34 protein-coding genes, 1 tRNA gene and 1 pseudogene are annotated in these 20,645 nt (G+C 61.7%); 16 read left to right on the top strand and 20 right to left on the bottom strand.

Features of this window, described 5'->3' with window-relative positions; all coding sequences use genetic code 11:
* Positions 1-32 precede the first annotated feature (32 nt).
* From aspS to SR3_RS32500, 7 genes are all read left to right on the top strand, one after another.
* Positions 33-1,817 carry an aspartate--tRNA ligase gene (gene aspS, locus SR3_RS22745; protein WP_068091018.1) on the top strand — a complete coding sequence of 595 codons (1,785 nt, stop codon included), beginning with the start codon at positions 33-35 and terminating at the stop codon, positions 1,815-1,817.
* Positions 1,818-2,256: 439 nt separating this feature from the next.
* A complete protein-coding gene (locus SR3_RS22750; protein WP_068091019.1) occupies positions 2,257-2,493 on the top strand; it encodes an acyl carrier protein in 237 nt (78 codons plus the stop codon).
* Between the two features lie 316 nt (positions 2,494-2,809).
* A complete protein-coding gene (gene fabF, locus SR3_RS22755) occupies positions 2,810-4,075 on the top strand; it encodes a beta-ketoacyl-ACP synthase II (RefSeq protein WP_068091021.1) in 1,266 nt (421 codons plus the stop codon).
* Positions 4,076-4,172: 97 nt separating this feature from the next.
* Positions 4,173-5,150 carry an endolytic transglycosylase MltG gene (gene mltG / locus SR3_RS22760; protein ID WP_068091023.1) on the top strand — a complete coding sequence of 326 codons (978 nt, stop codon included), beginning with the start codon at positions 4,173-4,175 and terminating at the stop codon, positions 5,148-5,150.
* A 237-nt stretch (positions 5,151-5,387) separates the two neighbouring features.
* Positions 5,388-5,464, top strand: a tRNA-Met gene (locus SR3_RS22765).
* 235 nt (positions 5,465-5,699) lie between these two features.
* Positions 5,700-5,894 carry a hypothetical protein gene (locus SR3_RS32495; protein ID WP_068091025.1) on the top strand — a complete coding sequence of 65 codons (195 nt, stop codon included), beginning with the start codon at positions 5,700-5,702 and terminating at the stop codon, positions 5,892-5,894.
* Positions 5,895-5,924: 30 nt separating this feature from the next.
* Positions 5,925-6,062, top strand: coding sequence for a hypothetical protein (locus tag SR3_RS32500; protein WP_245654060.1), 138 nt, complete (start codon positions 5,925-5,927; stop codon positions 6,060-6,062).
* Here the strand turns inward: SR3_RS32500 and SR3_RS32505 are convergent.
* Positions 6,039-7,082 (bottom strand): annotated as a pseudogene (locus SR3_RS32505) (recombinase family protein); the annotation flags it as partial. The gene SR3_RS32500 and the pseudogene SR3_RS32505 overlap by 24 nt on opposite strands.
* A 57-nt stretch (positions 7,083-7,139) precedes the next feature.
* Complete coding sequence (locus SR3_RS22775) at positions 7,140-7,889, bottom strand: DNA methyltransferase (RefSeq protein WP_068091027.1); 750 nt, start codon at positions 7,887-7,889, stop codon at positions 7,140-7,142.
* Positions 7,890-8,038: 149 nt separating this feature from the next.
* Here SR3_RS22775 and SR3_RS22780 point away from each other — a divergent pair, with 149 nt between their 5' ends.
* The gene (locus SR3_RS22780; protein ID WP_169805695.1) at positions 8,039-8,332 is read left to right on the top strand and encodes a hypothetical protein; all 294 of its coding nucleotides are present in this window, start codon (positions 8,039-8,041) and stop codon (positions 8,330-8,332) included.
* Between the two features lie 50 nt (positions 8,333-8,382).
* Here SR3_RS22780 and SR3_RS22785 read toward each other — a convergent pair whose 3' ends face one another.
* Genes SR3_RS22785 through SR3_RS30810 form a run of 18 tightly spaced genes read right to left on the bottom strand, consistent with a single transcriptional unit; the run spans position 8,383 to position 16,533 of the window.
* Positions 8,383-8,901 (bottom strand): ASCH domain-containing protein, encoded by a 519-nt coding sequence (locus SR3_RS22785; RefSeq protein ID WP_068091031.1) that lies wholly within the window; start codon positions 8,899-8,901, stop codon positions 8,383-8,385.
* The gene (locus SR3_RS22790) at positions 8,898-9,128 is read right to left on the bottom strand and encodes a hypothetical protein (protein ID WP_068091033.1); all 231 of its coding nucleotides are present in this window, start codon (positions 9,126-9,128) and stop codon (positions 8,898-8,900) included. The genes SR3_RS22785 and SR3_RS22790 overlap by 4 nt, the downstream gene beginning before the upstream one ends.
* Entirely contained in the window at positions 9,121-9,513 is a 393-nt protein-coding gene (locus SR3_RS22795; RefSeq protein WP_068091035.1) for a hypothetical protein, read from the bottom strand. Before SR3_RS22795 ends, SR3_RS22790 begins: the two co-directional genes overlap by 8 nt.
* 11 nt (positions 9,514-9,524) lie before the next feature.
* Positions 9,525-9,749: a hypothetical protein gene (locus SR3_RS22800; RefSeq protein WP_068091037.1), complete on the bottom strand. Its 225-nt coding sequence runs from the start codon at positions 9,747-9,749 to the stop codon at positions 9,525-9,527.
* Positions 9,742-10,359, bottom strand: a complete 618-nt coding sequence (locus SR3_RS22805; RefSeq protein ID WP_068091038.1) for a hypothetical protein — start codon at positions 10,357-10,359, stop codon at positions 9,742-9,744. Before SR3_RS22805 ends, SR3_RS22800 begins: the two co-directional genes overlap by 8 nt.
* A complete protein-coding gene (locus SR3_RS22810) occupies positions 10,356-10,637 on the bottom strand; it encodes a hypothetical protein (protein ID WP_068091040.1) in 282 nt (93 codons plus the stop codon). Before SR3_RS22810 ends, SR3_RS22805 begins: the two co-directional genes overlap by 4 nt.
* Before the next feature lie 25 nt (positions 10,638-10,662).
* On the bottom strand, positions 10,663-10,929 hold the full coding sequence (locus tag SR3_RS22815) for a hypothetical protein (RefSeq protein WP_068091042.1): 267 nt from the start codon (positions 10,927-10,929) through the stop codon (positions 10,663-10,665).
* On the bottom strand, positions 10,919-11,080 hold the full coding sequence (locus SR3_RS31545) for a hypothetical protein (RefSeq protein ID WP_157099052.1): 162 nt from the start codon (positions 11,078-11,080) through the stop codon (positions 10,919-10,921). The genes SR3_RS22815 and SR3_RS31545 overlap by 11 nt, the downstream gene beginning before the upstream one ends.
* A complete protein-coding gene (locus tag SR3_RS22820) occupies positions 11,073-11,297 on the bottom strand; it encodes a hypothetical protein (protein WP_068091044.1) in 225 nt (74 codons plus the stop codon). The genes SR3_RS31545 and SR3_RS22820 overlap by 8 nt, the downstream gene beginning before the upstream one ends.
* Complete coding sequence (locus tag SR3_RS31550; RefSeq protein WP_157099053.1) at positions 11,297-11,446, bottom strand: hypothetical protein; 150 nt, start codon at positions 11,444-11,446, stop codon at positions 11,297-11,299. The genes SR3_RS22820 and SR3_RS31550 overlap by 1 nt, the downstream gene beginning before the upstream one ends.
* A complete protein-coding gene (locus tag SR3_RS22825; protein ID WP_068091046.1) occupies positions 11,446-11,688 on the bottom strand; it encodes a hypothetical protein in 243 nt (80 codons plus the stop codon). Before SR3_RS22825 ends, SR3_RS31550 begins: the two co-directional genes overlap by 1 nt.
* Before the next feature lie 11 nt (positions 11,689-11,699).
* Positions 11,700-11,882: a hypothetical protein gene (locus tag SR3_RS22830; RefSeq protein WP_068091048.1), complete on the bottom strand. Its 183-nt coding sequence runs from the start codon at positions 11,880-11,882 to the stop codon at positions 11,700-11,702.
* The gene (locus SR3_RS22835) at positions 11,872-12,408 is read right to left on the bottom strand and encodes a hypothetical protein (protein WP_068091049.1); all 537 of its coding nucleotides are present in this window, start codon (positions 12,406-12,408) and stop codon (positions 11,872-11,874) included. The genes SR3_RS22830 and SR3_RS22835 overlap by 11 nt, the downstream gene beginning before the upstream one ends.
* On the bottom strand, positions 12,405-15,098 hold the full coding sequence (locus SR3_RS22840) for a toprim domain-containing protein (protein WP_068091051.1): 2,694 nt from the start codon (positions 15,096-15,098) through the stop codon (positions 12,405-12,407). The genes SR3_RS22835 and SR3_RS22840 overlap by 4 nt, the downstream gene beginning before the upstream one ends.
* Positions 15,095-15,376, bottom strand: a complete 282-nt coding sequence (locus tag SR3_RS22845) for a hypothetical protein (RefSeq protein WP_068091054.1) — start codon at positions 15,374-15,376, stop codon at positions 15,095-15,097. Before SR3_RS22845 ends, SR3_RS22840 begins: the two co-directional genes overlap by 4 nt.
* Positions 15,377-15,398: 22 nt before the next feature.
* Positions 15,399-15,734, bottom strand: coding sequence for an ogr/Delta-like zinc finger family protein (locus tag SR3_RS22850; protein ID WP_218018874.1), 336 nt, complete (start codon positions 15,732-15,734; stop codon positions 15,399-15,401).
* Positions 15,735-15,742: 8 nt separating this feature from the next.
* On the bottom strand, positions 15,743-16,192 hold the full coding sequence (locus SR3_RS22855; RefSeq protein WP_068091056.1) for a hypothetical protein: 450 nt from the start codon (positions 16,190-16,192) through the stop codon (positions 15,743-15,745).
* Positions 16,189-16,533 (bottom strand): transcriptional regulator, encoded by a 345-nt coding sequence (locus SR3_RS30810; RefSeq protein WP_084455843.1) that lies wholly within the window; start codon positions 16,531-16,533, stop codon positions 16,189-16,191. The genes SR3_RS22855 and SR3_RS30810 overlap by 4 nt, the downstream gene beginning before the upstream one ends.
* On the opposite strand from SR3_RS30810, the gene SR3_RS22860 reads away from it, so the two are divergent.
* From SR3_RS22860 to SR3_RS22880, 8 genes are all read left to right on the top strand, one after another.
* Positions 16,532-17,278 (top strand): LexA family transcriptional regulator, encoded by a 747-nt coding sequence (locus SR3_RS22860; protein WP_157099054.1) that lies wholly within the window; start codon positions 16,532-16,534, stop codon positions 17,276-17,278. The genes SR3_RS30810 and SR3_RS22860 overlap by 2 nt on opposite strands.
* Before the next feature lie 34 nt (positions 17,279-17,312).
* Positions 17,313-17,771, top strand: coding sequence for a hypothetical protein (locus SR3_RS22865; protein WP_068091060.1), 459 nt, complete (start codon positions 17,313-17,315; stop codon positions 17,769-17,771).
* 57 nt (positions 17,772-17,828) lie between these two features.
* A complete protein-coding gene (locus SR3_RS31555; protein WP_157099055.1) occupies positions 17,829-18,263 on the top strand; it encodes a hypothetical protein in 435 nt (144 codons plus the stop codon).
* A gap of 17 nt (positions 18,264-18,280) precedes the next feature.
* A complete protein-coding gene (locus SR3_RS31560) occupies positions 18,281-19,081 on the top strand; it encodes a hypothetical protein (protein ID WP_157099056.1) in 801 nt (266 codons plus the stop codon).
* 61 nt (positions 19,082-19,142) lie between these two features.
* Positions 19,143-19,325 carry a type II toxin-antitoxin system HicA family toxin gene (locus tag SR3_RS30815; RefSeq protein ID WP_084455844.1) on the top strand — a complete coding sequence of 61 codons (183 nt, stop codon included), beginning with the start codon at positions 19,143-19,145 and terminating at the stop codon, positions 19,323-19,325.
* 66 nt (positions 19,326-19,391) lie between these two features.
* Entirely contained in the window at positions 19,392-19,784 is a 393-nt protein-coding gene (locus SR3_RS22875) for a type II toxin-antitoxin system HicB family antitoxin (RefSeq protein WP_068091063.1), read from the top strand.
* 16 nt (positions 19,785-19,800) lie between these two features.
* Positions 19,801-20,325, top strand: coding sequence for a hypothetical protein (locus SR3_RS31565; protein WP_157099057.1), 525 nt, complete (start codon positions 19,801-19,803; stop codon positions 20,323-20,325).
* Positions 20,326-20,423: 98 nt separating this feature from the next.
* A partial coding sequence (locus SR3_RS22880; RefSeq protein WP_218018875.1) for a hypothetical protein occupies positions 20,424-20,645 on the top strand: 222 nt, incomplete at its 3' end.

The following is a 20,645-nucleotide window of genomic DNA, read 5'->3' on the forward strand; positions in this document are numbered from 1 at the left end:
TGGAAAGGGGGCTTATGGAAAGAGTTTCTTCGATGCATCCCTATCGTTCGCACAGCTGTGGCGCCCTTAACCTCGATGCCGTGGGGCAGGACATTCGTCTTTCGGGCTGGGTCCACCGCAAGCGCGACCATGGCGGCGTGCTCTTTGTCGACCTGCGCGACCATTACGGCATCACCCAGATCGTGGCCGACAGCGACAGCCCGGCGCTCGCCATCCTCGATTCGCTGCGCGTCGAAAGCGTGGTGACCATCGACGGCACGGTGAAGGCCCGCAGCGAGGGCACCGTCAACCCCAACCTGCCGACCGGCGCCATCGAGGTCTATGCCCGCGCCGCCACGGTGCTGAGCCGCGCGGAAGAGCTGCCGATGCCCGTCGCCGGTGAGCAGGAATACCCTGAGGAAATCCGCCTCAAGTACCGCTTCCTCGATCTGCGCCGCGAGACGCTGCACGCCAACATCGTGAAGCGCACCCAGGTGATCAGCGCCATGCGCCGCGCCATGGAAGACACCGGCTTCACCGAATATTCGACGCCGATCCTCACCGCCAGCAGCCCCGAGGGCGCGCGCGACTTCCTGGTGCCCAGCCGCATCCATCCCGGCACCTTCTTCGCGCTGCCCCAGGCGCCCCAGCAGTACAAGCAGCTGCTGATGGTGGCCGGTTTCGACCGCTATTTCCAGATCGCCCCCTGCTTCCGCGACGAGGACCCCCGCGCCGACCGTCTGCCCGGCGAGTTCTACCAGCTCGATCTGGAAATGAGCTTCGTCACGCAGGAAGAGGTGTGGGAGACGATGGAGCCGGTGATCGGCGGCATCTTCGAGAAGTTCGCCGACGGCAAGGCCATGACCCCCATCGGTCAGTTCCCGCGCATCGCCTATGATGACGCGATCCTGAAGTATGGCAGCGACAAGCCCGATCTGCGCAACCCGCTGATCATCTCGGATGTGTCGCACCACTTCACGACCTCGGGCTTCGGCCTGTTCGAGAAGATCGTGGGCACCGGTGGCGTGGTCCGCGCGATTCCCGCGCCGGGCACCGCTGAAAAGAGCCGCAAGTTCTTCGATGAGATGAACGAATGGGCGCGCAGCGAAGGCTATGCCGGTCTTGGCTATGTCACCCGCAAGGGCGGCGAGTTCGGCGGCCCCATCGCCAAGAATCATGGGCAAGAAGGCATGGAAAAGCTCTATGCCGAGCTGGGTCTTGGCGCTGACGACGGCCTGTTCTTTGCCGCTGGCAAGCCCGATCAGGCGGCCAAGCTGGCGGGCGTTGCCCGCACGCGCTGCGCCGAGCAGCTCGATCTGATCGAAAAGGGCGCCTTCCGCCTGTGCTGGATCGTCGACTTCCCCTTCTTCGAGGAAGGCGAGGAGCCGGGCAGCATCGATTTCGCCCATAACCCCTTCTCCATGCCGCAGGGCGGGATCGAGGCGCTGACCGACGGGCGCGATCCGCTCTCGATCAAGGCCTTCCAGTACGATCTGGTCTGCAACGGCTTCGAGATCGCCTCGGGCTCGATCCGTAACCAGCACCCTGATCTGATGGTCAAGGCCTTCGAGATGGTGGGCCTGTCCAAGCAGGACGTGGAGGATCGCTTCGGCGGCATGTACCGCGCGTTCCAGTATGGCGCGCCGCCGCATGGCGGCATGGCCGCCGGTGTGGACCGCATCGTCATGCTGATCTGCGGCGCGCAGAACCTGCGCGAGGTCACGCTGTTCCCGATGAACCAGCGTGCCGAGGATCTGCTGATGAACGCGCCCGCGCCCGCCAGCCTCAAGCAGCTGCGCGAGCTTCACATCCGCGTGATCGAGCCTTCCAAGGGTTAAACGTCTGTTTGGAAATCCGGCGAAAGCCGGATTTCGCGGCACCGGCCCTCTCCCCCGCCCGGCCACCCATCGGTAGTATCCTGTGGGTGGCCGGGCGGGGGAGAGGGCCGGTGCCGGGCAGAAAATGTGCTCTTCCGCACATTTTCCGCAAAACGAATACGGATGCGACAGGTTTCGGCCCGCCGCATCCGGCTTTCAGGGGCGGGAAGAGCGCCCCATACGGCCCGGAACGGCTGCGATTCGGCGGGGTGTGCTGCGACAATCGGTCACACAAATATCCCTGCGAATCACGTTTCGCCGCTGTAAAGCGCGATTGCGTCGCATAAGGCCGGGTCGCCGGTGCCGCCGCTTTCGCTATGCCTCTTGCCAGTGCCCTTGCCAGCCATTAGTGGCGTGGGCCGATAGAGTTTTTGTTTTGCCGCTTCTTAAGGGGAATACCATGAGCGACACCGCTGACCGCGTGAAGAAGATCGTTGTCGAGCATCTGGGCGTCGAGGCCGAGAAGGTCACCGAGGACGCAAGCTTCATCGACGATCTGGGCGCAGACAGCCTTGACATCGTCGAGCTGGTGATGGCCTTCGAGGAAGAGTTCGGCGTTGAAATCCCGGACGATGCCGCCGAGAAGATCAGCACCGTCTCGGATGCGATCAAGTACATCGACGAGCACAAGGGCTGATCGGCCTTTCGGGTTCCCGGCCTCGCCCATAGCGGGCGCGGGCCGGTGCCCCGGGGCAGGCGGACATGGCTTCAGGGCGCGTCAAAACGCCCGGCCATGCCCCGGCCCGAGGGCGAGCATAAGGGCTCGCCAATACCCTCGGCGGCAGGCGCGCTGGTTTTAGGTACCAGTTCCTGCACGGTCTGACAGAGGACGGATGAACCGGCTCTGAAGGATCGGTCGGAGGGCATGGCAGGCTCGGTCCGCGAGGGCTGGGCCTGTTGCTGTCTTAACCCGGCCTTGTTTTCGCCGGGGATGCAGGAAGGAAGAAGCAAGCATGACGCGTCGTGTCGTTGTCACCGGACTTGGTCTGGTCACCCCGCTGGGGGCTGACGTGGAAACCGCCTGGGCGAATCTGCTGGCGAGCAAGTCGGGCGCGGGGCGCATCACGCGCTTCGACACCACGGGGCAGAAGTGCCATATCGCCTGCGAGGTGAAGCCCGCAGACCATGAATATGGCTTCGATCCCAACAAGCGCGTGGACCACAAGGTGCAGCGCCAGGTTGACCCCTTTATCGTTTACGGCATCGATGCCGCGGGCCAGGCGCTTGAAGACGCCGGCCTGACCGACATGCCCGAAGCGATGAAGCTGCGCGCCGGCTGCTCCATCGGCAGCGGCATCGGCGGCCTGCCGGGCATCGAGAGCGAATCGCTGGTGCTGGCCGAGAAGGGCCCGGCCCGCGTGTCGCCGCATTTCGTCCATGGCCGCCTGATCAATCTGATCTCGGGCCAGGTCTCGATCAAATATGGCCTGATGGGCCCCAACCACGCGGTCGTCACCGCCTGCTCGACCGGCGCCCATTCGATTGGCGACGCCGCGCGCATGATCAAGGATGACGATGCCGACATCATGCTGGCGGGCGGCGCGGAAAGCACCATCTGCCCCATCGGCATCGCCGGCTTCGCCCAGGCGCGCGCGCTCTGCACCGCCTTCAACGACGAGCCCGAAAAGGCCAGCCGCCCCTATGACAAGGACCGCGACGGCTTCGTCATGGGCGAGGGCGCGGGCGTGGTCGTGCTGGAAGAGTATGAGCATGCCAAGGCGCGCGGCGCCAAGATCTATGCCGAGGTGGTGGGCTATGGCCTCTCGGGCGATGCCTTCCATGTGACGGCCCCGCATCCCGAGGGCTTCGGCGCCTACCGCTCGATGGAGATGGCGCTCAAGAAGGCGGGCATGACCACCGCCGACATCGACTACATCAACGCCCATGGCACCTCGACCATGGCCGACACCATCGAGCTGGGCGCGGTGCGCCGCCTGTTCGGCGATGACATCGGCCGTGTCTCGATGTCCTCCACCAAGAGCGCCATCGGCCATCTGCTGGGCGGCGCTGGCGCGGTGGAGACCATCTTCTGCATTCTGGCCCTGCGCGATCAGATCGTGCCCCCCACGCTCAATCTGGACACGCCGGATGAGGGTACGGATGGCGTCGATCTGGTGCCGCATGTCGCCAAGAAGCGGGTGGTGCGCGCGGCGCTCAACAACAGCTTCGGTTTCGGTGGCACCAATGCCAGCGTGATCGTCAAGGCGATTGAAGACTAAGACGAAGTTGGGGGCGAAGTCGGAGCTGGGGGCTTGAACCCCGGCTCCGCCGACACATATCCGGCCCTGTGGCTATCTTGCGGCGAAATTGGGCGGCATGAAGAAGAAGACCTCTCTGATTCTGGCCGGTGTGGCCGCTCTGGCGGTGGTGGTGCCTGGTGGCGCTCTGCTGCACGGCTATTACGGCGCCGGGCCGCTGCCTGCCGAAAAGACCTTCATCGTGCCCGATGGCGCCAAGCTCTCCGATGTGGCGGTGAAGCTGCAGGCTTCGGGCGCGGTCTATTCCGCGCGCGCCTTCCGCTTCCATGTGCGCCTGATGGGCAGCAGCGAGGCTCATATCAAGGCGGGCGAGTTCCTGTTGCCCAAGGGCGCCAGCGAATCGAAGATTTTCGCCATCCTGACCGGCAAGGAGGCGCTGCGCCGCTTCGTCACCGTGCCCGAGGGGCTGCCCAGCATCATGGTGCAGGAGCGGCTGATGGCGCAAAGCGCGCTGACCGGTCCGGTGACCGTGCCCGATGAGGGCTCGATCCTGCCCGACACCTATGATGTGAAAGCGGGCGAGACGCGCGTGCAGGTCGTCACCCGCATGCAGGCGGGCATGACCAAGCTGCTGGCCGAGGCCTGGGACAAGCGGGACCGCTCGATCCCGGTGAAGACGCCCAAGGAAGCGCTGACGCTGGCCTCCATCGTGGAAAAGGAGACCGGCAAGCCTGCGGAACGCGCGATGGTGGCGGGCCTCTACGAAAACCGCCTGAGGCAGGATATGCCGCTGCAGGCCGACCCGACGATCATCTATCCCATCACCCGGGGCAAGCCGCTGGGCCGCCGCATCCTCCACAGCGAGATCGTGGCGCAGAACGATTACAACACCTATTCGATGAAGGGCCTGCCCAAGGGCCCCATCACCAATCCGGGCCGCGCCAGCATCGAGGCGGTGCTGCATCCGGCCAAGACCCAGGCGCTCTATATGGTGGCGGATGGCACGGGCGGCCATGCCTTCGCCGACACGCTTGAGCAGCACAATGAGAATGTGAAGAAGTGGTTCGCCATCCGCCGCGCCAAGGGCGAGATCTGAGCGCCGCTTGCGCGCTGACAGGATAGGCCAAGCGCGATTCTTCGCGAATTTCATGGAGAAAAGGCTTCACAGGGCTGCTGCGTGCGGCATGGAATGATGCGCCTGTGGAAATCGCGCCAAGAAAATGCGCGGACCCTGTTTTTCCTTGTTGACCGCCGCGCAACCCCCGCCTAAGGACCGCGCCTGCCCCGGGCGGACGATCCGAAAGGCGGCAGAAAAGCCCATGCGGCAACGTGTGGCGGAGTAGCTCAGTCGGTTAGAGCAGCGGAATCATAATCCGCGTGTCGGGGGTTCGAGTCCCTCCTCCGCTACCACTAATACAGTGCGGTCATTGCGCGGAGCGCGACCGGTAGCCATCCCAATCACAGCATCGAGCGAGCCTGTCACCGTCACGGTGGCATTATCCGGCGCTGTATCGCTGTCCTGCACCTCGATCATGTCGATCAAGCTTCTGATCCACGGCAGGGCTTTCAGGCGCGCTTCCTCGCCCTCCATCAGGTGGCGGCCCAGCTCGGCCACGCGCGCCTTATAGGTGGCGATCAGTTGCGGATGCAGCGCGATCACTGGCACGGCGTCGAATTCGGCCAGCTCCGCTTCGCAACGGCTCGCGTCGGCCTTGGCCTTGGCCAGCGCTTCACGGATCTCGGCAAACTCGCCGCCACCCTGGGCGATGGCGGAGACGAGGCGGCCCACGGCGGCACGCGCCTGGGCAAGGTCGCGCTCCACATTCTCACGCTTGCCTAGCTTCTCGGCATGCAGGCGTGCGCGCTCCTCATGGTAAGATTTGACCATGGCGCTGATCGCTTCGGGCGCCAGCAACTGGCGCTTCAGGCCGGAAAGCACCCGGTCTTCCAGCACATTGGTCGCGATGCGGCGGATATTTCCGCAGGTGCCTTTCTCGCGGTGGCGTGAACAGCCCCAGCGATCACGGTTGATCACGGTGTAACTGGCGCCGCATTCCCCGCAGCGCACCAGCCCCGAAAAGATATGCTTTGCGCGCCGGCGATGGGCCACATGCACCGCACCTCGGGCATCGACGTGGGCCTGCGCCTTCTCCCACAGTTCATCGTCCACGATGCGGAGGTGGGGCATCTCCTGCTCAATCCGCTCATCAGCGGCATTGATGCGGGAGATTCGCTTCCGGCTCTCCGGATCTTGGACCATCGTGACGCGGTTATAGACGAAACGCCCGACATAGATGGGGTTGTGCAGGATGCCGATCTGCCTCTGGCGGCTGCCGACGATGGAATTGGCCCGCCATTCGCCGCCCGTCGCGGAGGGAATGCCGTCCTTATTCAGGCGATAAGCGATCTCGCGCGGGGCAATTCCGGCCGCATATTGGGCAAAAATCCTTTGGACCACGGCGGCCTGCTCCGGGTTGATGACCCGGTGGCCGCGATCGACGGTACCATCGGCCATCAGGACCGGCGCCGGATCATAGCCATAGCATTTCCCGCCCGACACGCGCCCGCGCGACACCGCGCCCTTCTGGCCGCGCCGGATCTTGTTCTTCAGCTCTTTCACATAGAGGGCGTTCATCGTGCCCATCAGGCCGATGTGCAGCTCGCTCACTTCCTGTTCGGAAAGGGTGTAGATCTTGATGCCCTCGAAATGGAGGGTCTTATAGATGGTCGCGATATCCGCCTGATCGCGCGCGATCCTGTCCAGCGCCTCGGCAACCACCACATCGAAAAGGCCCTGCTTGGCATCTGCAAGCAGGGCGTTGAGGCCGGGGCGGCGGTTGGTGGTGCCGGAGATGGCAAGGTCCGAATAGACCTCAACCACCTCCCAGCCTTGGCGTTCAGCCAGTTCGCGGCAGACGCGCGCCTGATCCTCCGCCGATTTCTCGTTGGAGAGTTCGCTGCTGAAGCGAGCGTAGATGGCGGCCTTGGGCATTCGTGGTCGGTCCTGAAATCGATTCGGCAGCAGCATCCTCCGCCGCCATGTCCATGGCAAGCATACGGGCAAGATCGAGGATGCAGCCAGGTGTCACGCGCAGCGCTGTTCAATCTCCGCCCATGCTGCGCTGATGCGCGCCACGGCGGTTTCAAAATGCTGGGGGTTCTTCTCGATGCCGTAGAAGCGCTTGCCGGCGCGCAGCGCGGCCACGCCGGTGCTGCCTGTGCCCATGAAGGGGTCGCACACCGTCTCGCCTGCCACATTGGCCATGATCTTGGCCATCAGGCTCAGCGGCTTCACCGTGGGGTGGCTGAACGTCTTCGACGGCATCGATGTGGCGGTGTGCCAGCGGTGCATGTCGTGATGATCGCCCACCGGGTGATAGCCGGGGTTCCATGCATGGATGTAGGGCTCCATGTCCGCGAGATAGTGCTTGTTCCGGTGCGGCGCCGGGTTCTGTTTGATCCAGACGCACAGGGCCGCGCGGTGGAAGCGGCGCTTCAGCCGCGCGAACATGTCGGCCACCAGCAGCGCATCGAAATCCGCGGACTCGTCCTCGACCAGATCGGGGATCAGATCGCCCAGCTGGTCATTGTGGCAGAAGACGATCACAGCGCCGGCGAGCGCCGGATCGATGATCGAATGGTCGAAGCCGCGATCGAGCCCTTCTGCCACGATCTGGTCGCTGGCGCCGCGCGCTGCGCGATAGGCCCCGCCGCCCGAGTTGTTGAACCGGTATTGCGGGTCCATGACATCGGCGTCCATCCAGCCCAGAGTGGGCCGGATTGTGTATGCGTCGCCGAGGTAGAGAATCGCCGGGCCGATGATGATGGCGGTCATCAAGCCTCACCCCCTGCTCGTTGAACGCCCGGCCCCAAAGCACCCACAACTCGCACCGCATTCGTGAGAATTACTTTGACCTTCGAGCGAAAGAGGCGCTGGGATGAGGGGGCGCGCGGATTGCTGCGAGTCCTTAGGAGGACTGTAAGGTGCCAAATCGCGCTTTCAATTCCGCCGTTAGCTTCTGGAGAATGGCCGCCGACGATCAGGGCGTGATCCGAAGCATTCAACAGGAGGGCGAATGGTCGCTCGGCAACGCCATTGACGTTGTGATCCATGAACCCGCTGATGAACAATGGCGGTTCTCCGCTATCACGGGCGACGAGGCCATTGACCATCTCGATATGCGGCGCCTCGCGGCGACAAGCCTTTACGAGGCTTGGGCGCTTTCTAAGGCGCGTGCCCCGCGCTTCATGTGGGGCGCGATTGGTTGGTTTGGCTAGGTGCCCTATGGCGGCGCGCTCTTGCTCGGCGTGAATGGTATATGGCGCACTCATGGGGCACCTCCAATCACTTCGGCAGGCGTGGGCCAGTTCCACAGGCCCTGCATGCCGCGCATCGGGATTGGCTCGGCCCACACATCGATGTCGAGCATCGGCCAGCCCCAATTGGCGTGCTGGTCGCGCTCGCTGTCGTTGGCGCGCGGTACGCCGAATTCCTCGGCGATGGCCGTGCCCAGCTTGGGTTCGCCGATGACTGCGGTGCCCAGACCGGCGGCCATGGGCAGCTTTTCGCGGTAAGGCATCCACGCCCGGCCCAAGATCGGCAGCGCTGCCTCGGCATGCAGGCAGGTCTCTGCGGCGATCAGGCGGGCATCATCGCCATCGCCCCGCCCCATCAGAGTGTTGTAAAGTCCGCTGGCCTCCTCCCGGTCGATCTTGCGCGCGCTGGCGTGGATCACGATGCGCTGGCCGATCATGCTGGCGGGCGGGCGCCAGCCCCGGAATTCATAGGGCTTGGCGCCGACCATGATCAGGCTGGCCCACGGCTGATAGATGGTGAGGGCTTTCATGCCTCGATCTCCTTAACCTGCATCACAAGGGCGCCATGGAAGGCGGTCGCGCGCTTTCCCTTGGATTTGAGTGCCTTCTCACCGATCCGCTTGACCAGCTCGTCCACATCGACGGTCAGGCCGATGAGGCAGGGCGTGCCCACCCAAACGAGTTCATGCGGGCCGATCTGGCGCAGGGTCTGCACTTCGCCCTTGAAGGACGTGGCCAGTTTCTTCGGGTCAGCCATTGGCCACCTCCATCTGGCGATAGAAGCCCAAGGCGGTCTGGTAGCTCTTGAAGCCGCAGGTGCGGGCGAACTGTTCCAGCGCGTCATTGTGCGTGATGCCTTCCGCCTTCCTCAGCTTCTTGGCGCGACGCTTGAACCCTTCGAGGGTCGCCGGGCGTTCGGCGGTGGCGCCGCCCCCATTGGGGGCAGCAACCTTGAATTTCACAGTCCGGGCGGCGGGATCTTCCTGCTGATAGCGCAGGGTCTGCGCAGGGAGGATATCCGCCGCCCGGAGGGCCTCGGCCCCGTCTGTGACGGTGGCCGTGGCCTTGCGACCCGCAGGACTCGCCTGGGGCAACTGGTTTGCAGAATTGCGGAAAAGCGAAAGCTTGGGGCGGTTAGCCATGGTGCGAACTTTCAGAACGGAATGCCGTCATCGGTGAGGTCAAAGCGCTCGACGACAGTGTGGTGGTGGGTGACGGCGCTGATGGTGGCCAAGACGAAGAAGCGGCGGCCCGGGGAGCATTTGGCGAGGCGATCTGCCTCGCGGTTCGCAGAGCCTTCGTCCGGGTGCTTGACGGTCGGCGGGCCGCCGTTCTCGCACCAGACAAGCCAGAAGGGCGGGGCGGTCTGGTCAGCCATCAGCGGCTTCCTCTTCCCGGACCTTGGCAGCAGCCATGGCCAATTCGTATCGGGCTTCGGTCGACCGGGTTAGGCCAGCGGGCACGGTGAATGAGGCGGGATCACAGGTGAACCCAGCAGCTGACTTCTCATCGATGATCGCGGCAATATCGGGCAGGATCACCCAGAAATCGTCATAGACCCATAGCACTTGCGCGGTGCTGAAACCGCCCGAGTGCAAAGCCATATTGCCATAGCATTTCTCGCTCTGGCGGTAAGAAAGACTGGTTGGGATACCGAAGTGCGTGGCAAATTCGTCGCTCATTGGGAGCCGGCCCAGAGCATCAAACTCTGCAAGTAACGCCCTGCCGGATGCGGTCTTCTTGGATGGCCGGTAATAGACCCTGCCATCCTTGGTCAGCCGCTTTTCGGCTCTAAGCCCGGTCGGGACTGGCGCTCCCTCCTCGAAAACGATGGCGCCGAACCGGCCCCAGCTGTCCACGTAGCCGATGCCACCCTTGGCTTCGCTGTAGTCGGCAAACTCCGACATTTTAGCGTTCCGCCGAACCTTCATGTCGCGGCAGAACTCCAAGGGCTCGCCGCCCTCCACATGGTAGAATACCTGTGTCATGCCGGGTACTCCCGGATCAGATCCGTGATCGCGGATTCGACTTGAACCGCGATGCCCATCTCTGCGCTGGGGCCGTACCCCTCAACAAACTCGGGGCTGGACGTGAGGTCGATAACGCCCCGCGCCTGCATCTGAGCGATATGGTGGGCGTGATCGGCCAGAGTGAAAAACGGAAAGAAGCTCGCTCGGAACTGCTCCATGAAGGCATCGGTGAATTTCGCCGGGTCGAGCGAAACCTTGATGGTTTGCGTGACGTCGATCTCGAAAGTTTGGGGCATTGCGGGTTGCCTTTCGGTTGGAAGGTCAGAGGTTCCACCAGTCGCGCGCGGGCGACCGGGGGGTGGTGTTGGGGCGGGGAAGCGGGCGGCTCTCGATGGCGCGCAGCCGATCGCGCGCGGCCTTGCTGGCGGCGGCGGCGCGGCGGCGGGCCATTTCCTCGGCGGCTTCCGCTGGCGTGCAGCCCATCTGCAGCCCCAGCTCGAAAGCCTCGCGCAGCGCGCGGGTGCGTTCCGCCGTGGTGGGCTTCGGCTTTGGCGGCGCCTTGCGGGCGGGGCGGTGCTTACCGGGCACGGCAGGGCCTCCCCATCGCGGCCACGGTCGGGTCTGCCAGGCAGGCCTGATACAGCGTTTGCGTTCCGGCGGTGCTGGTGCCGAGCAAGATGCAGGCGCCCACAAAGGCCACCATCAGGGCCAGCAGGGCTAGGGTGAACAGCTTATCCATGCCGCACCACCGCCTGCCGGGCGTGGCGCTGGGCGGTACGGCGGCGCTCGCCGATCGCGAAGGCCCCACCCTGCCGATAAACGCGCTGATACTGGCGACTGGCGAGGTTGTCGGCCTCGGCCTTCTCCGCATCGGTCAGCGGGCGGGAGAGGCGCAAGGTGTCCAGCGCATCGATGCGTCTGGCCACCTCGGCGGGAGACATGCGGCGCCCGGCCATCAGAACCACCTATGGGGCGTGCAGCCCAGCATATGGCACTGCACGGCACCGGCCACGGTGCGGTCGCAGGCATAAAGGAAGCCGTTGAAGGCCAGCAGGCCAAGGGCGATCCACGCGGCCTCGCGCCGGTTGGGGCGGTTGAGGCGCATCACTGGCGGGTGGCCTTGGGCAGATCCGCCGCGTCGTCGGGGCAGAAGGCATAGGTCTGGCCGCCGATCTCTTCCGTCGCCCAATGCTTGGGCATGGTGCCGGGCTTCGTGATGGCCTCGCACTCACATGCGGCGCAGATCACGATGGCCAAGGGCCGGGCGACAGGACGGGGGATAGGCTGGGCAGTCGGGCGCCCGACTGCGGCGTTGGCGATGCGGTGGCGCGTGACGGTGGCAGGCATGGGCAATCCTTTCAGTGGGCGAAAGCGTCGGGGAAAAGGCAGGCCAGAGCGGCCCAGAGGGCGATCCAGAGGACGCCGGAGAGGGGGATGGCGATGGGAAGGCAGCGCGGGATAAAGCGGCTGTCGTCCGGGTGAGGCTGGGCGGCGGGGCAGCGCTCGCAGGGGCAACCGTGGGAGTGGAGCTCAAGCGGCACGGGCAAGATCCTTCTGCTGGGCCTGCGCGGCGATGCGGCGGCTTTCGTGGTTGAAGGCGGCGATCTCATGCGTCCGGCGGCCCTCTTCGAGGTGCCAGCGCATCGCGATCACAAGGTGCCCCTGCTGCTCCAGCGCGGTGGAGAAGCCGTCGCGCTCGCGAGCGATGGCGGCGATGGTGCGCAGGGCCTGATCGAGCAGTTCGCGGCGCGCCGGCAGGCTGGCGGCATCGGCGGGCTGGCCTTCGCCGGTGACGATCCAGCGCCAGTCGGTCACCAGATCGGCGGCGGCGGCCAGTTCGGCCCGGGCCGATTCCGCATCCATGGCGCCACCGGCGATCAGCTCGGGAGAGCGCCTTTGCCGGGTGGCCAGCATGCTTTCGGCCATGCCCAGCAGGGCGGAGAGGTTGTTCTGCTCATAGGGCGGGTCTTCGCTCTCGATGCCCTGCCACACGCGGAAGGCGGTGGGCGCCTCAAGCCGGGCATAATCGACCGGCGCCGGGCGGCTGTAGCGGGGGTGCGCGGTCATATGATCCGGCCCTCCGCTTCGTCGCCCTTCCATTCGAAGACCCAGCAGGCCACCACCTTGCCGTCGGGGTTGTTCACCTTCTTCTGGGCAAGGAATTTCGGGTTCTTGCTGCTGCTCAACACCTTCTTCAGCTTGTCCATGTCGGGCAGGGTCAGCCCGGCATTGCGGCACTTGATTTCGAAGTCGGTCAGGCGGATCGCCATCGTGGTTTTGCTGTTGCGCGACTGGTTGATGGACAGGCCAGTGCCCTTTTCCGTCGCCTTCTCCCGGTCGAGCAGCGCATCGATCAGTTCCCAGAAGCGGACCACCAGCGGATGGTCGCCACCGGCGCTGGTTTGGCGGTCGAGCGCCATGGCATCGACAAAGGCGACGGTCTGGTCGATCCACGACTGCGCCAGCTTGCTGGGGAACAGACCGGCCAGCGCCTCGACGGCGGCGGCCAGCTGGCTGTGGCACTTGATCGGGCGCGCTTCGTACAGGCCCGGCTTGCGCTTGGGCATCTCTTCATCGTGGTAGCTGAAGCGTTCGAAGAAGAATTCCAGCCACTTGGCTTCCTGTCGCACGACATGGATCAGCGTGCCGGACACCTCCTCGCTGGGCCATTGCTCCAGCTTCACCGCCGATGCCTTGGTTTCCGCCGACCAGTTGGACTTGTCGATGTTCATCGACATGAGGCGCTGCAGCACCGCCGGGATGCCGTTGATGCGCTCATTCTGCATCACATAGACGCTGCCGAGGAAATCGGGCTCGTTCGTCTCGTAATCGTTGGATTTCTGGGCGGTGCCGCGCGGTGAGCGGCCATTATACAGCACCAGCAGCTCGTTATAATCGAACGCCTTGATGTGGGGCGTCTTGTCGTCCTCCCCGCGCTTGCCCTCGACCAGCCCGACCGGAAGGTTGGACACCTGCAGGAAGCTGCGCGCCAGAAACGCCGGGGTCGCCTTGTTCGGGTCGAAGCCCTCGTAGCCGTTGCGGCCCAGCAGCTTCCACAGGAACTCGATCAAGGTCGATTTGCCCGCGCCGGGCTCCCCGGTGATCTCCAGCAGGCCCAGCGACTTGTGCTTGTCGCGGATCTGCACCGCAAACAGGCTCATGGTGAAGAAGGCCAGCGCCACCAGCCCCTTCGGGCCCCATGCCGTCCAGAGGTGCGGAAGCCAGTCGAATTTCAGCTGGTCGGGATCGTAATACAGATCCAGCATGCGCTTGCGGCTGAGCAGCTTGACCGCCGATTTGCCGAAATCGAAGTAATCCTCGCTGTTCAGCTTGTGGGTCGCGCCCTTGTGGACCGCGATATTGCCCAGCACCCACGCCTTATGGTCCCGCGAATAGCCGGTGAAGGGGATGGGCTGCACCACCTTGAGCCCGCGCAGCTGGTTGAGCATGATGCGGTCAAGCTGCTCGGCGGTGCCGGTGTAGAGGCTGGCATGCAGGGCCAGCGTCTTCCGGAACTCGCCAACGCTGGAGATTGCGCTGTTGGAAAACGGCGTGGCCTTTTCCGACTGGCCCTCTGGGAAGTCGATCCGCGCGAAATAGCGGGTCTCATTCTTGATATCGTCCCGCTCGCGGTAGAGCAGGCGGAAGGCGCAATTGGCGATCTGCTCGACGTGAACCTTGCCGCTCAGGCTCTTCTTGCCGCCATCATCATCGTCATCGTCCGATTTGACCTTGGCCCAATAGGTGATGTTGTTGTGGCGGAAGTAGAAGGTGGCCGATTTCGCCTGCTCCGCGCGGCGGGCAGCGATCAGCTTGCCCTTGGCATGGGCCGTCTCCGCGATGGTGATCGCGCCGTTGTAGCGGTAGGTTTCAAAGGCGGTATCGCTGAGAGGTGCCTTTTCAGGGTTACCCTTCCAGTTGACGTGCCGCAGCAGCAGGTCATTCCAGTCGAGCTTTTTGCCCTCGCCGTCGGGATGCACCTGCATCGCCTCGGCTTCCCAATTGTCCCGCTTGGCCCGCTTCACATAGTCGCGCGTGGCCTCGACACCGGCCCGGCCTACATCGAAGGCGAAGACCAGGCGGGGGAAATCATGGCGCTTTGCTCGCACGCATTCGCTGCGCAGATCGGCAAGGAAGCGGTCAGGGTAGTTGCTGGTCGACATGGCCGACACGGCGTGGCGATGCACCTGCGTGATGGCGGTGGCATCGAAGATGCCTTCCGTGATCAGGATCTCGTCTGCCTGTGCCAGCTTTTCGATGCTGGTGACCGGCGGCATCCAGACATGGCCGCCATAGGTGCCGCCGCGCTCGAAATGGGCCTTCTTCCCGAAGCGCCCGGGGCGGTCGATGATGCGTTCCCAATAGGTGTCGGCGATGCGGAAGCGCACCGTGGCGCCGGTGGCGCGTGTTTTATAGTCCTGATACAGCTCTTCGGTATAGCTGCCGCGCAGCAGCATCAGGTCCAAGCCGCGCTCATGGCTCAGATAGGCGTCAGCCGCCGCGTTGGGCTCGGCTTCGGTGCGGGGGTGGCGCTTTGACCAGTCCTCGAACAGATCGGGCAGCAGGTTGCGCACAGTGTCTTCCCACCGGCATTCGTTCGACCGCCCGCACCGGACCACCTTGGGATCGACGGCGGCGCAGAACACGGTGGTCTGCTTGCAATCCGGGCACTTGCCCCCCTGCAACCATTCCTTGCCGAGCGTCTTGAATTTGAACTCGTCCTTGAGCCCGTTGATGATTTCTTGCTGAAGGCTCACTGTGCGCGGCCCTCTTCCAGATGGTATTGGGCGATGCCTTGCAGTTCCGAATTTTCTGCGATCTGGGCGCGGATGCTCTCCTTCGCCTCGTCGGACAGTTCGCCGTAGACACTCGCCTTGATGAGGAGGGTGCCGCTGGCGTCCAGCGCGTCTTCCATGGCGGTGACCAGCGCTTCCAGGGTGGCGATCCGCATGGCGGATTTGCGCTTCAGCGGCGCTGGCGCGATAAATTTAGACAAAGCTTCCCCCTCGGCCCTTTGCGGGCCGTTGAAAATCATCGGTTTTGGATGGTGCTGGTGGTTAGGCCGCTGCGGGGCTGGGCCCACCGGGCCAGTCAAACAGGCGTGGTTGGTTGGGGTCGGCCTTGGCGTCAGCCTTGGCCGTCATGACGGTCTGGCGGTCCATGGGTTTGAGGGGCAGGTTGACCTTGGGATCGGGGATGGCGCTGGGGACCAACCCGTAATCGTAGACCAGACTGGCCTTCCACGTATGGCCACACGCGAGGTTGCTGCACTGGTAATAGATCTCGCGCAGGGTGACCACGATGGGGCGGCTTGTGCGGCGGGTCGCGCGCCACCGGCAATGCGGGCAGCACAGTTCACCATCGCGGTCAGGCAGATTTTCTTCGGTCGGCACAAAGGCGCTCACTGAGAAACCCCATGTTTGATGTGGAAGAGCAGGGAGAGCGAGGCCTCGATGCTTTCCTCGACTTCCTTGATGGCCTTGCGGCGCACCTTCGGATCGCTGGCATCTTCGACCAGGGCGAGCGCGGCGGCGATGCCTTCCGCGTTTTCCTTCACCGCCTTGGTGAGGGCGCCTGTCAGCGGCGCTGCAACACCCGGATCGGTGGTGAGGACCAGCTGAGCAAAATGGGCCTCCATCAGCGGGAAGCCGACGCCGCCCGCGCGCTGGAAGGCGGCATCAAGCCGGATGGCATCTTGCAGGCACAGTTCCCGCCCGGTGTCAGGGTCTGACATCTTGCGGCAATGCCACACGTTCTTGCTGATGATAGTGGCAATGCCATCCCAGCCCAGCACCTCTTCGATGCGGCACAGGGCGCGATAGGGGGTGAGGGGATCACGCTGTTTGGTCACCGGGCGGCACTCCGCGCAGGCGTGTCCAAAAAGGTCAGGCGATTGCCGTTTCTGGTGCGCGAATCGGGAAATACGATTGGGCCCGCATCCTGATCGACACCCAACCAGCGCGGTGCTGGCGGCATGTCGCGCGGGTAGATGTCTGGCCGCAGGAGATAACGGGGAACGCCGGTGGCCGCTTCGACAGCAAAAACGTGTTCAGACGGAAGGCGCTTCGAACTCTGAAGCCATTTCCACACTGCCGTCTGGCTGACCTTGCAGATCCGCGCGAGAGCGGACTGCCCGCCTGCGCGTAAAACCGCCTGCTCCAGCGCTTCGAATGGGGTGGGAGTGGTATCCATGACCGATGATTACAACCAAAGCTGTAGGTCCGTCAAACGGAAAAAGATTAGCGATGCCTACAACCAAGGTTGTTACGATAGGCTCGTGTTTAGGAATGACAGACTCGAATCTCTGATGAAGCAGCATGGCTTCGGCCAGAGCGCTTTTGCGCGCGCAGTCGGAGTGTCTCAGGCCACCATTTGGAAGCTGCTGAATGAGCCGTCTCAGGGCTCTAAGCACTTGCATAAGATCGCACATCTGCTCGGCACCACAGCTGCCTTTCTGATGGGCGATACAGATGATCCCTCTGCCGGAGCCTTACCAGTTCCGACCCCGGAGAATTTGGCAGAGCAACTCAACATCGTGCAAGTGCGCGAGATCGACCTTAATCTGGGGATGGGGGCAACCTATCTGGACGTGCCTGTCACCGAGATGATCCGGAGTTTCGACCGGGATTGGCTGCGGGCCTATACGAACTCGGCACCCGAAAACCTGCTGTTCGCCCAAGGGATCGGCGATTCGATGGAACCGACTATCCGTGACAGTGACTTGCTGTTTATCGACTGTTCACAGCAGTCCATCACGGTCGCATCCAAATTCTGGTTCATCGCCTATGCCAATTGCGGCTCGATCCGCCGTCTGGAGCCTCTGGCCGATGGCGGCGTGGAGATGCTGGCCGACAATCCCTTGGCGCCAAATCGCACAGCCTATGACGGCGAGATGCATGTGCTGGGGCGTGTGGTAGCTATTGTCCGCAAAATGTGACCACTCAACCTGGGCGACATCAGAGGGGGCGAAGATGGAGAAGCCAGATTATTGGGCTAGCGACTTTGATCAGCAGTCGAAAGAGGTCATGTACCGGATGGATGTGCAGAGCCAGCTAGGCTTGTCTGCGCTCAAGAGCATGATCCTTGTTAATGGCGGCTCGATTATCGGGTTGCTGACGTTTGTTGGCAATAAAGGTCACGTCGCTGACTCTTCCTTTCTGAAATGTGGTGTCGGTCTCTTTGGGTTGGGATTGTTCTTAGCCTTGATAGCGCACTTTTTCGCTTATTTTTCCCAAGCGGAATTTATGATGACAACTTATTACCGCCTAAAGAATGCTCAATCGCGCATGATTGAGGCGGGGGGGATTGAAGAGCCGCAAAAGCATACAGTCCAAGGCACTCGCACGCTTTGGGGCGCAATTGTGACTTTGTTTCTATCCCTTGGTTGCTTTGGCTGCGGCGTGTTGATGACGTTGAACGGTATTTTGTGATGGCCCGTCCAATGTTCTGATGTGAATATTCATTTCTCGACCTATGGGAGGCCGACTATGGAATGGAACCCATTCCACGCCTGGAAGAAGGCTGGGGAAATGGCTGCTCTGCTAAAATCCCAAGCTGCCGCGTCACGGGCCGGAGCAGCATCGCTTAATCCTGACCGCACACCGGAAGAAGTTGATGTGCGTACAAGGGCCGCAAGACAAAAACGGCTCGGAGCTATTCAAGGCGCCGAGCCTCGCAAGCTCAACGCTCACGGGCAAGATTGGCTTTCGCGTGACGCGTGGGTTACCAGCATTGATGATCCGTCAATCCAAAATGCTGGGACATGGGCCAAATTTGAATATGTCGATGCCGATGGCGTGATCACGGATCGGCACATCCGGCAATGGTCAAAGCGCGGCGCCTATATCGAGGGGTTTTGCATGGAGAAGCGTGCAAGCCGCCTTTTCCGGCAGGATCGCATCAGCAATTGGATTTCTCGCTGAGATAATTGGGGGTTATTTTGAGCAAGCTGACTAACATTGCACAAGATTACTATGATTGTCTGGTGGGACTGAAAGAGAATAGTAGCTCTGCCGGCATCACTTATCTTGCGGTGAGATTTGATGTTGAGCAAGGATCGTCCGAATTTTGGCGGGTCATAGCCGCTATAAATGAACGGGTTCACCGATTGAAGCTTGCGGTAGAGTCCTTAAACGTGCCCGCTTCGACAAAGGCGCGTATTGTTAACTCGATAGTGTTAACCTCGAATGCCTTTTCTATGGGTGGTCTACAAAACCCATGGGAATTAGTTAATCGGGAATATCTCAAAGAAGATTGCCTGGACACTATCGCTATGATTGCGTCCAGCTTCTCGTATGAAATGGCATACGAGGTGCCGGATGGAGATGAGTTGGATGAGTTTAGAGCAGAAGTTGAAACTCTTCTGCAGTGGCTGGGCGAACACGAGTTTCAAGAGCACGATATCATACGCGCGGCCCTCATCGAAGGTTTGAAGAAATTCCTTTTTGATATCAAATATGTAAATTTTGTCGGATGGCTGGCCCCTATTGGTGATTTCAAACAAATTATTGTAGCTTACAAGGCCTTGGAAAATTTAGAACTAGATGCAGACGTCAACAATGTTGCCAAAGCTGCTGCTGTCAAAGTTAAATCTCTTGTAGTTGATACATATAATAAAATAAAGCTTGCAAAGGATGTTACTGCGGTAGCGCGTTGGACACTCGACATTTACGGTGGAGCGCACCTTTATCTGAGCCACGCCCCGGAGGTATCAGGGTATCTCAGCCATTTGGCAAAATGATGCGCAAATATTTACACAACTCTGCTTGCGCCCTTCGGTTCCAGTGTGTATATATGTACGCATGGAACGGGACAGCACCAAGATCATCAAGCGCCTGCTGGCGGAAGGGTGGGAAGAGATTTCCACCCGTGGCTCCCACCACAAGTTCCGCAAAGACGGTCAGCACTTGGTTGTTCCTCACCCCAAGAAAGACCTGCCAACCGGCACGGCTCGCAAAATCGCTAAAGATGCTGGCTGGCTCTGAAAAGGGCCAGCTACCCGCCTAGATAATGATTGTTAAGGGCTCCCCACCGCCCCGGAGGTAACCCACATGAAGACCTATATCGCCCTGGTGCATAAGGAAGAAGACAGCTCCTATGGGATCAGCTGGCCTGATCTGCCCGGATGTTTTTCCGCCGCCGATACTGAAGATGAGCTGCTGCCCATGGCCACCGAAGCGCTGACGCTGTGGTTCGAGGATGCGCAGGAGGTCACGCCGCGCAGCCTGAAAGAGGTGCTGGCGGTTGTGGCCGATGATCTGGCCGAGGGTGCGTTCCTGCTGGCCGTGCCGCGCCTGAGCGTTTCCACCCGATCCGTCCGCGTCAATCTGTCGCTGGATTCCGGCACGCTGGCCGACATCGATGCGGCGGCGGCCCAGCGCAAGCTGACGCGGAGCGCCTTCATCGCAGAGGCCACGCGAAACGAGATCCGCGGCATGCACTGATTTGATCGGAGGGATTATGTTGGAGGCGAGCGTTTTACTTGGCTTCGTTTCACCAGCGTCGGCTCTGGTTGGGATATGGTTTGGTGGTTATCTCAATCAAAGAAACGCTGTAAAAACAGCGGAGCACTTGCTAAATCTTGATTTGAAAAAATACTATAAAAATAAAGTATTTGATATTCAAAGAGAGATTTTTTCTGATTTTTTTAGTAAGTGGCACAAGCTCCACAATGCATGCACCCTACTTGCTTATCATTATAAATTTGAGAATTTAGATAAAAATTCATATTTTGGGAAAGATAAATATATTGAGCATTTGGGAGGGCTTAGTGAGAAATTTGGTGCTTTAAATGAAGTTTTTGAAAACAATCTAATATATTTAGGCGATGATTTTGTAAAAGAATATGTGAAATGGCGCGGATCTTTTCTTTCTTTTTTCGAAGGCCAAGATCCTGAAGAACGGGCACAAATGCATTTGTCTGCAATCAATTCTCATGCTGATGATTTGAAGATCATGGCTAAGAAGAAGATTTTTGCCGCGTGAAAACTGCGCGCCGTAGATTTTCAAATTTTGAGGAAGCGGGCGACATGGGATGGTCGAAGATCCCTTGCCGCCCTGACCTGCAACCATGGAGAGAAGCCATGATTCAAGCTGATGACACCCCTATGCCTGCGCGCGGCGCGCGGCAAGCGCGCCTGCTGGCGATGCCCATCGCGGCGCTGGCCATAACCTTGGCGCTACCGGCCTGCGATGAAGCCTCGGCGGGCGATATGGCCCCGCCGCGAGAGCCCGCGCAGGCTGATACGGCCACGCCAGCGCCCTTTGTGCCGTTGAACCTATCTCGCCAGACCGCGAAAATAGGC

Source organism: Novosphingobium rosa NBRC 15208, assembly GCF_001598555.1.
In the GTDB taxonomy this organism is placed as follows: Bacteria; Pseudomonadota; Alphaproteobacteria; order Sphingomonadales; family Sphingomonadaceae; genus Novosphingobium; species Novosphingobium rosa.

What these genes read in the sequence shown, in the direction of transcription:
- SR3_RS30810 (WP_084455843.1), bottom strand. Translation starts at nt 16,533, where the DNA reads ATGGATACCACTCCCACCCCATTCGAAGCGCTGGAGCAGGCGGTTTTA.
- SR3_RS22775 (WP_068091027.1), bottom strand. Translation starts at nt 7,889, where the DNA reads ATGACCGCCATCATCATCGGCCCGGCGATTCTCTACCTCGGCGACGCA.
- aspS (WP_068091018.1), top strand. Translation starts at nt 33, where the DNA reads ATGCATCCCTATCGTTCGCACAGCTGTGGCGCCCTTAACCTCGATGCC.
- SR3_RS31550 (WP_157099053.1), bottom strand. Translation starts at nt 11,446, where the DNA reads ATGCGCCTCAACCGCCCCAACCGGCGCGAGGCCGCGTGGATCGCCCTT.
- SR3_RS22845 (WP_068091054.1), bottom strand. Translation starts at nt 15,376, where the DNA reads ATGATTTTCAACGGCCCGCAAAGGGCCGAGGGGGAAGCTTTGTCTAAA.
- SR3_RS22835 (WP_068091049.1), bottom strand. Translation starts at nt 12,408, where the DNA reads ATGACCGCGCACCCCCGCTACAGCCGCCCGGCGCCGGTCGATTATGCC.
- SR3_RS31565 (WP_157099057.1), top strand. Translation starts at nt 19,801, where the DNA reads ATGTTGGAGGCGAGCGTTTTACTTGGCTTCGTTTCACCAGCGTCGGCT.
- SR3_RS30815 (WP_084455844.1), top strand. Translation starts at nt 19,143, where the DNA reads ATGGAACGGGACAGCACCAAGATCATCAAGCGCCTGCTGGCGGAAGGG.
- SR3_RS22805 (WP_068091038.1), bottom strand. Translation starts at nt 10,359, where the DNA reads ATGACACAGGTATTCTACCATGTGGAGGGCGGCGAGCCCTTGGAGTTC.
- SR3_RS32495 (WP_068091025.1), top strand. Translation starts at nt 5,700, where the DNA reads ATGCAGCGCGATCACTGGCACGGCGTCGAATTCGGCCAGCTCCGCTTC.
- SR3_RS22875 (WP_068091063.1), top strand. Translation starts at nt 19,392, where the DNA reads ATGAAGACCTATATCGCCCTGGTGCATAAGGAAGAAGACAGCTCCTAT.
- SR3_RS22865 (WP_068091060.1), top strand. Translation starts at nt 17,313, where the DNA reads ATGGAGAAGCCAGATTATTGGGCTAGCGACTTTGATCAGCAGTCGAAA.
- SR3_RS31545 (WP_157099052.1), bottom strand. Translation starts at nt 11,080, where the DNA reads ATGGATAAGCTGTTCACCCTAGCCCTGCTGGCCCTGATGGTGGCCTTT.
- SR3_RS22810 (WP_068091040.1), bottom strand. Translation starts at nt 10,637, where the DNA reads ATGCCCCAAACTTTCGAGATCGACGTCACGCAAACCATCAAGGTTTCG.
- mltG (WP_068091023.1), top strand. Translation starts at nt 4,173, where the DNA reads ATGAAGAAGAAGACCTCTCTGATTCTGGCCGGTGTGGCCGCTCTGGCG.
- SR3_RS22800 (WP_068091037.1), bottom strand. Translation starts at nt 9,749, where the DNA reads ATGGCTGACCAGACCGCCCCGCCCTTCTGGCTTGTCTGGTGCGAGAAC.
- SR3_RS32500 (WP_245654060.1), top strand. Translation starts at nt 5,925, where the DNA reads ATGGTAAGATTTGACCATGGCGCTGATCGCTTCGGGCGCCAGCAACTG.
- SR3_RS22820 (WP_068091044.1), bottom strand. Translation starts at nt 11,297, where the DNA reads ATGGCCGGGCGCCGCATGTCTCCCGCCGAGGTGGCCAGACGCATCGAT.
- SR3_RS22795 (WP_068091035.1), bottom strand. Translation starts at nt 9,513, where the DNA reads ATGGCTAACCGCCCCAAGCTTTCGCTTTTCCGCAATTCTGCAAACCAG.
- SR3_RS22825 (WP_068091046.1), bottom strand. Translation starts at nt 11,688, where the DNA reads ATGCCTGCCACCGTCACGCGCCACCGCATCGCCAACGCCGCAGTCGGG.
- SR3_RS22750 (WP_068091019.1), top strand. Translation starts at nt 2,257, where the DNA reads ATGAGCGACACCGCTGACCGCGTGAAGAAGATCGTTGTCGAGCATCTG.
- SR3_RS22785 (WP_068091031.1), bottom strand. Translation starts at nt 8,901, where the DNA reads ATGAAAGCCCTCACCATCTATCAGCCGTGGGCCAGCCTGATCATGGTC.
- fabF (WP_068091021.1), top strand. Translation starts at nt 2,810, where the DNA reads ATGACGCGTCGTGTCGTTGTCACCGGACTTGGTCTGGTCACCCCGCTG.
- SR3_RS22790 (WP_068091033.1), bottom strand. Translation starts at nt 9,128, where the DNA reads ATGGCTGACCCGAAGAAACTGGCCACGTCCTTCAAGGGCGAAGTGCAG.
- SR3_RS31555 (WP_157099055.1), top strand. Translation starts at nt 17,829, where the DNA reads ATGGAATGGAACCCATTCCACGCCTGGAAGAAGGCTGGGGAAATGGCT.
- SR3_RS22860 (WP_157099054.1), top strand. Translation starts at nt 16,532, where the DNA reads ATGACCGATGATTACAACCAAAGCTGTAGGTCCGTCAAACGGAAAAAG.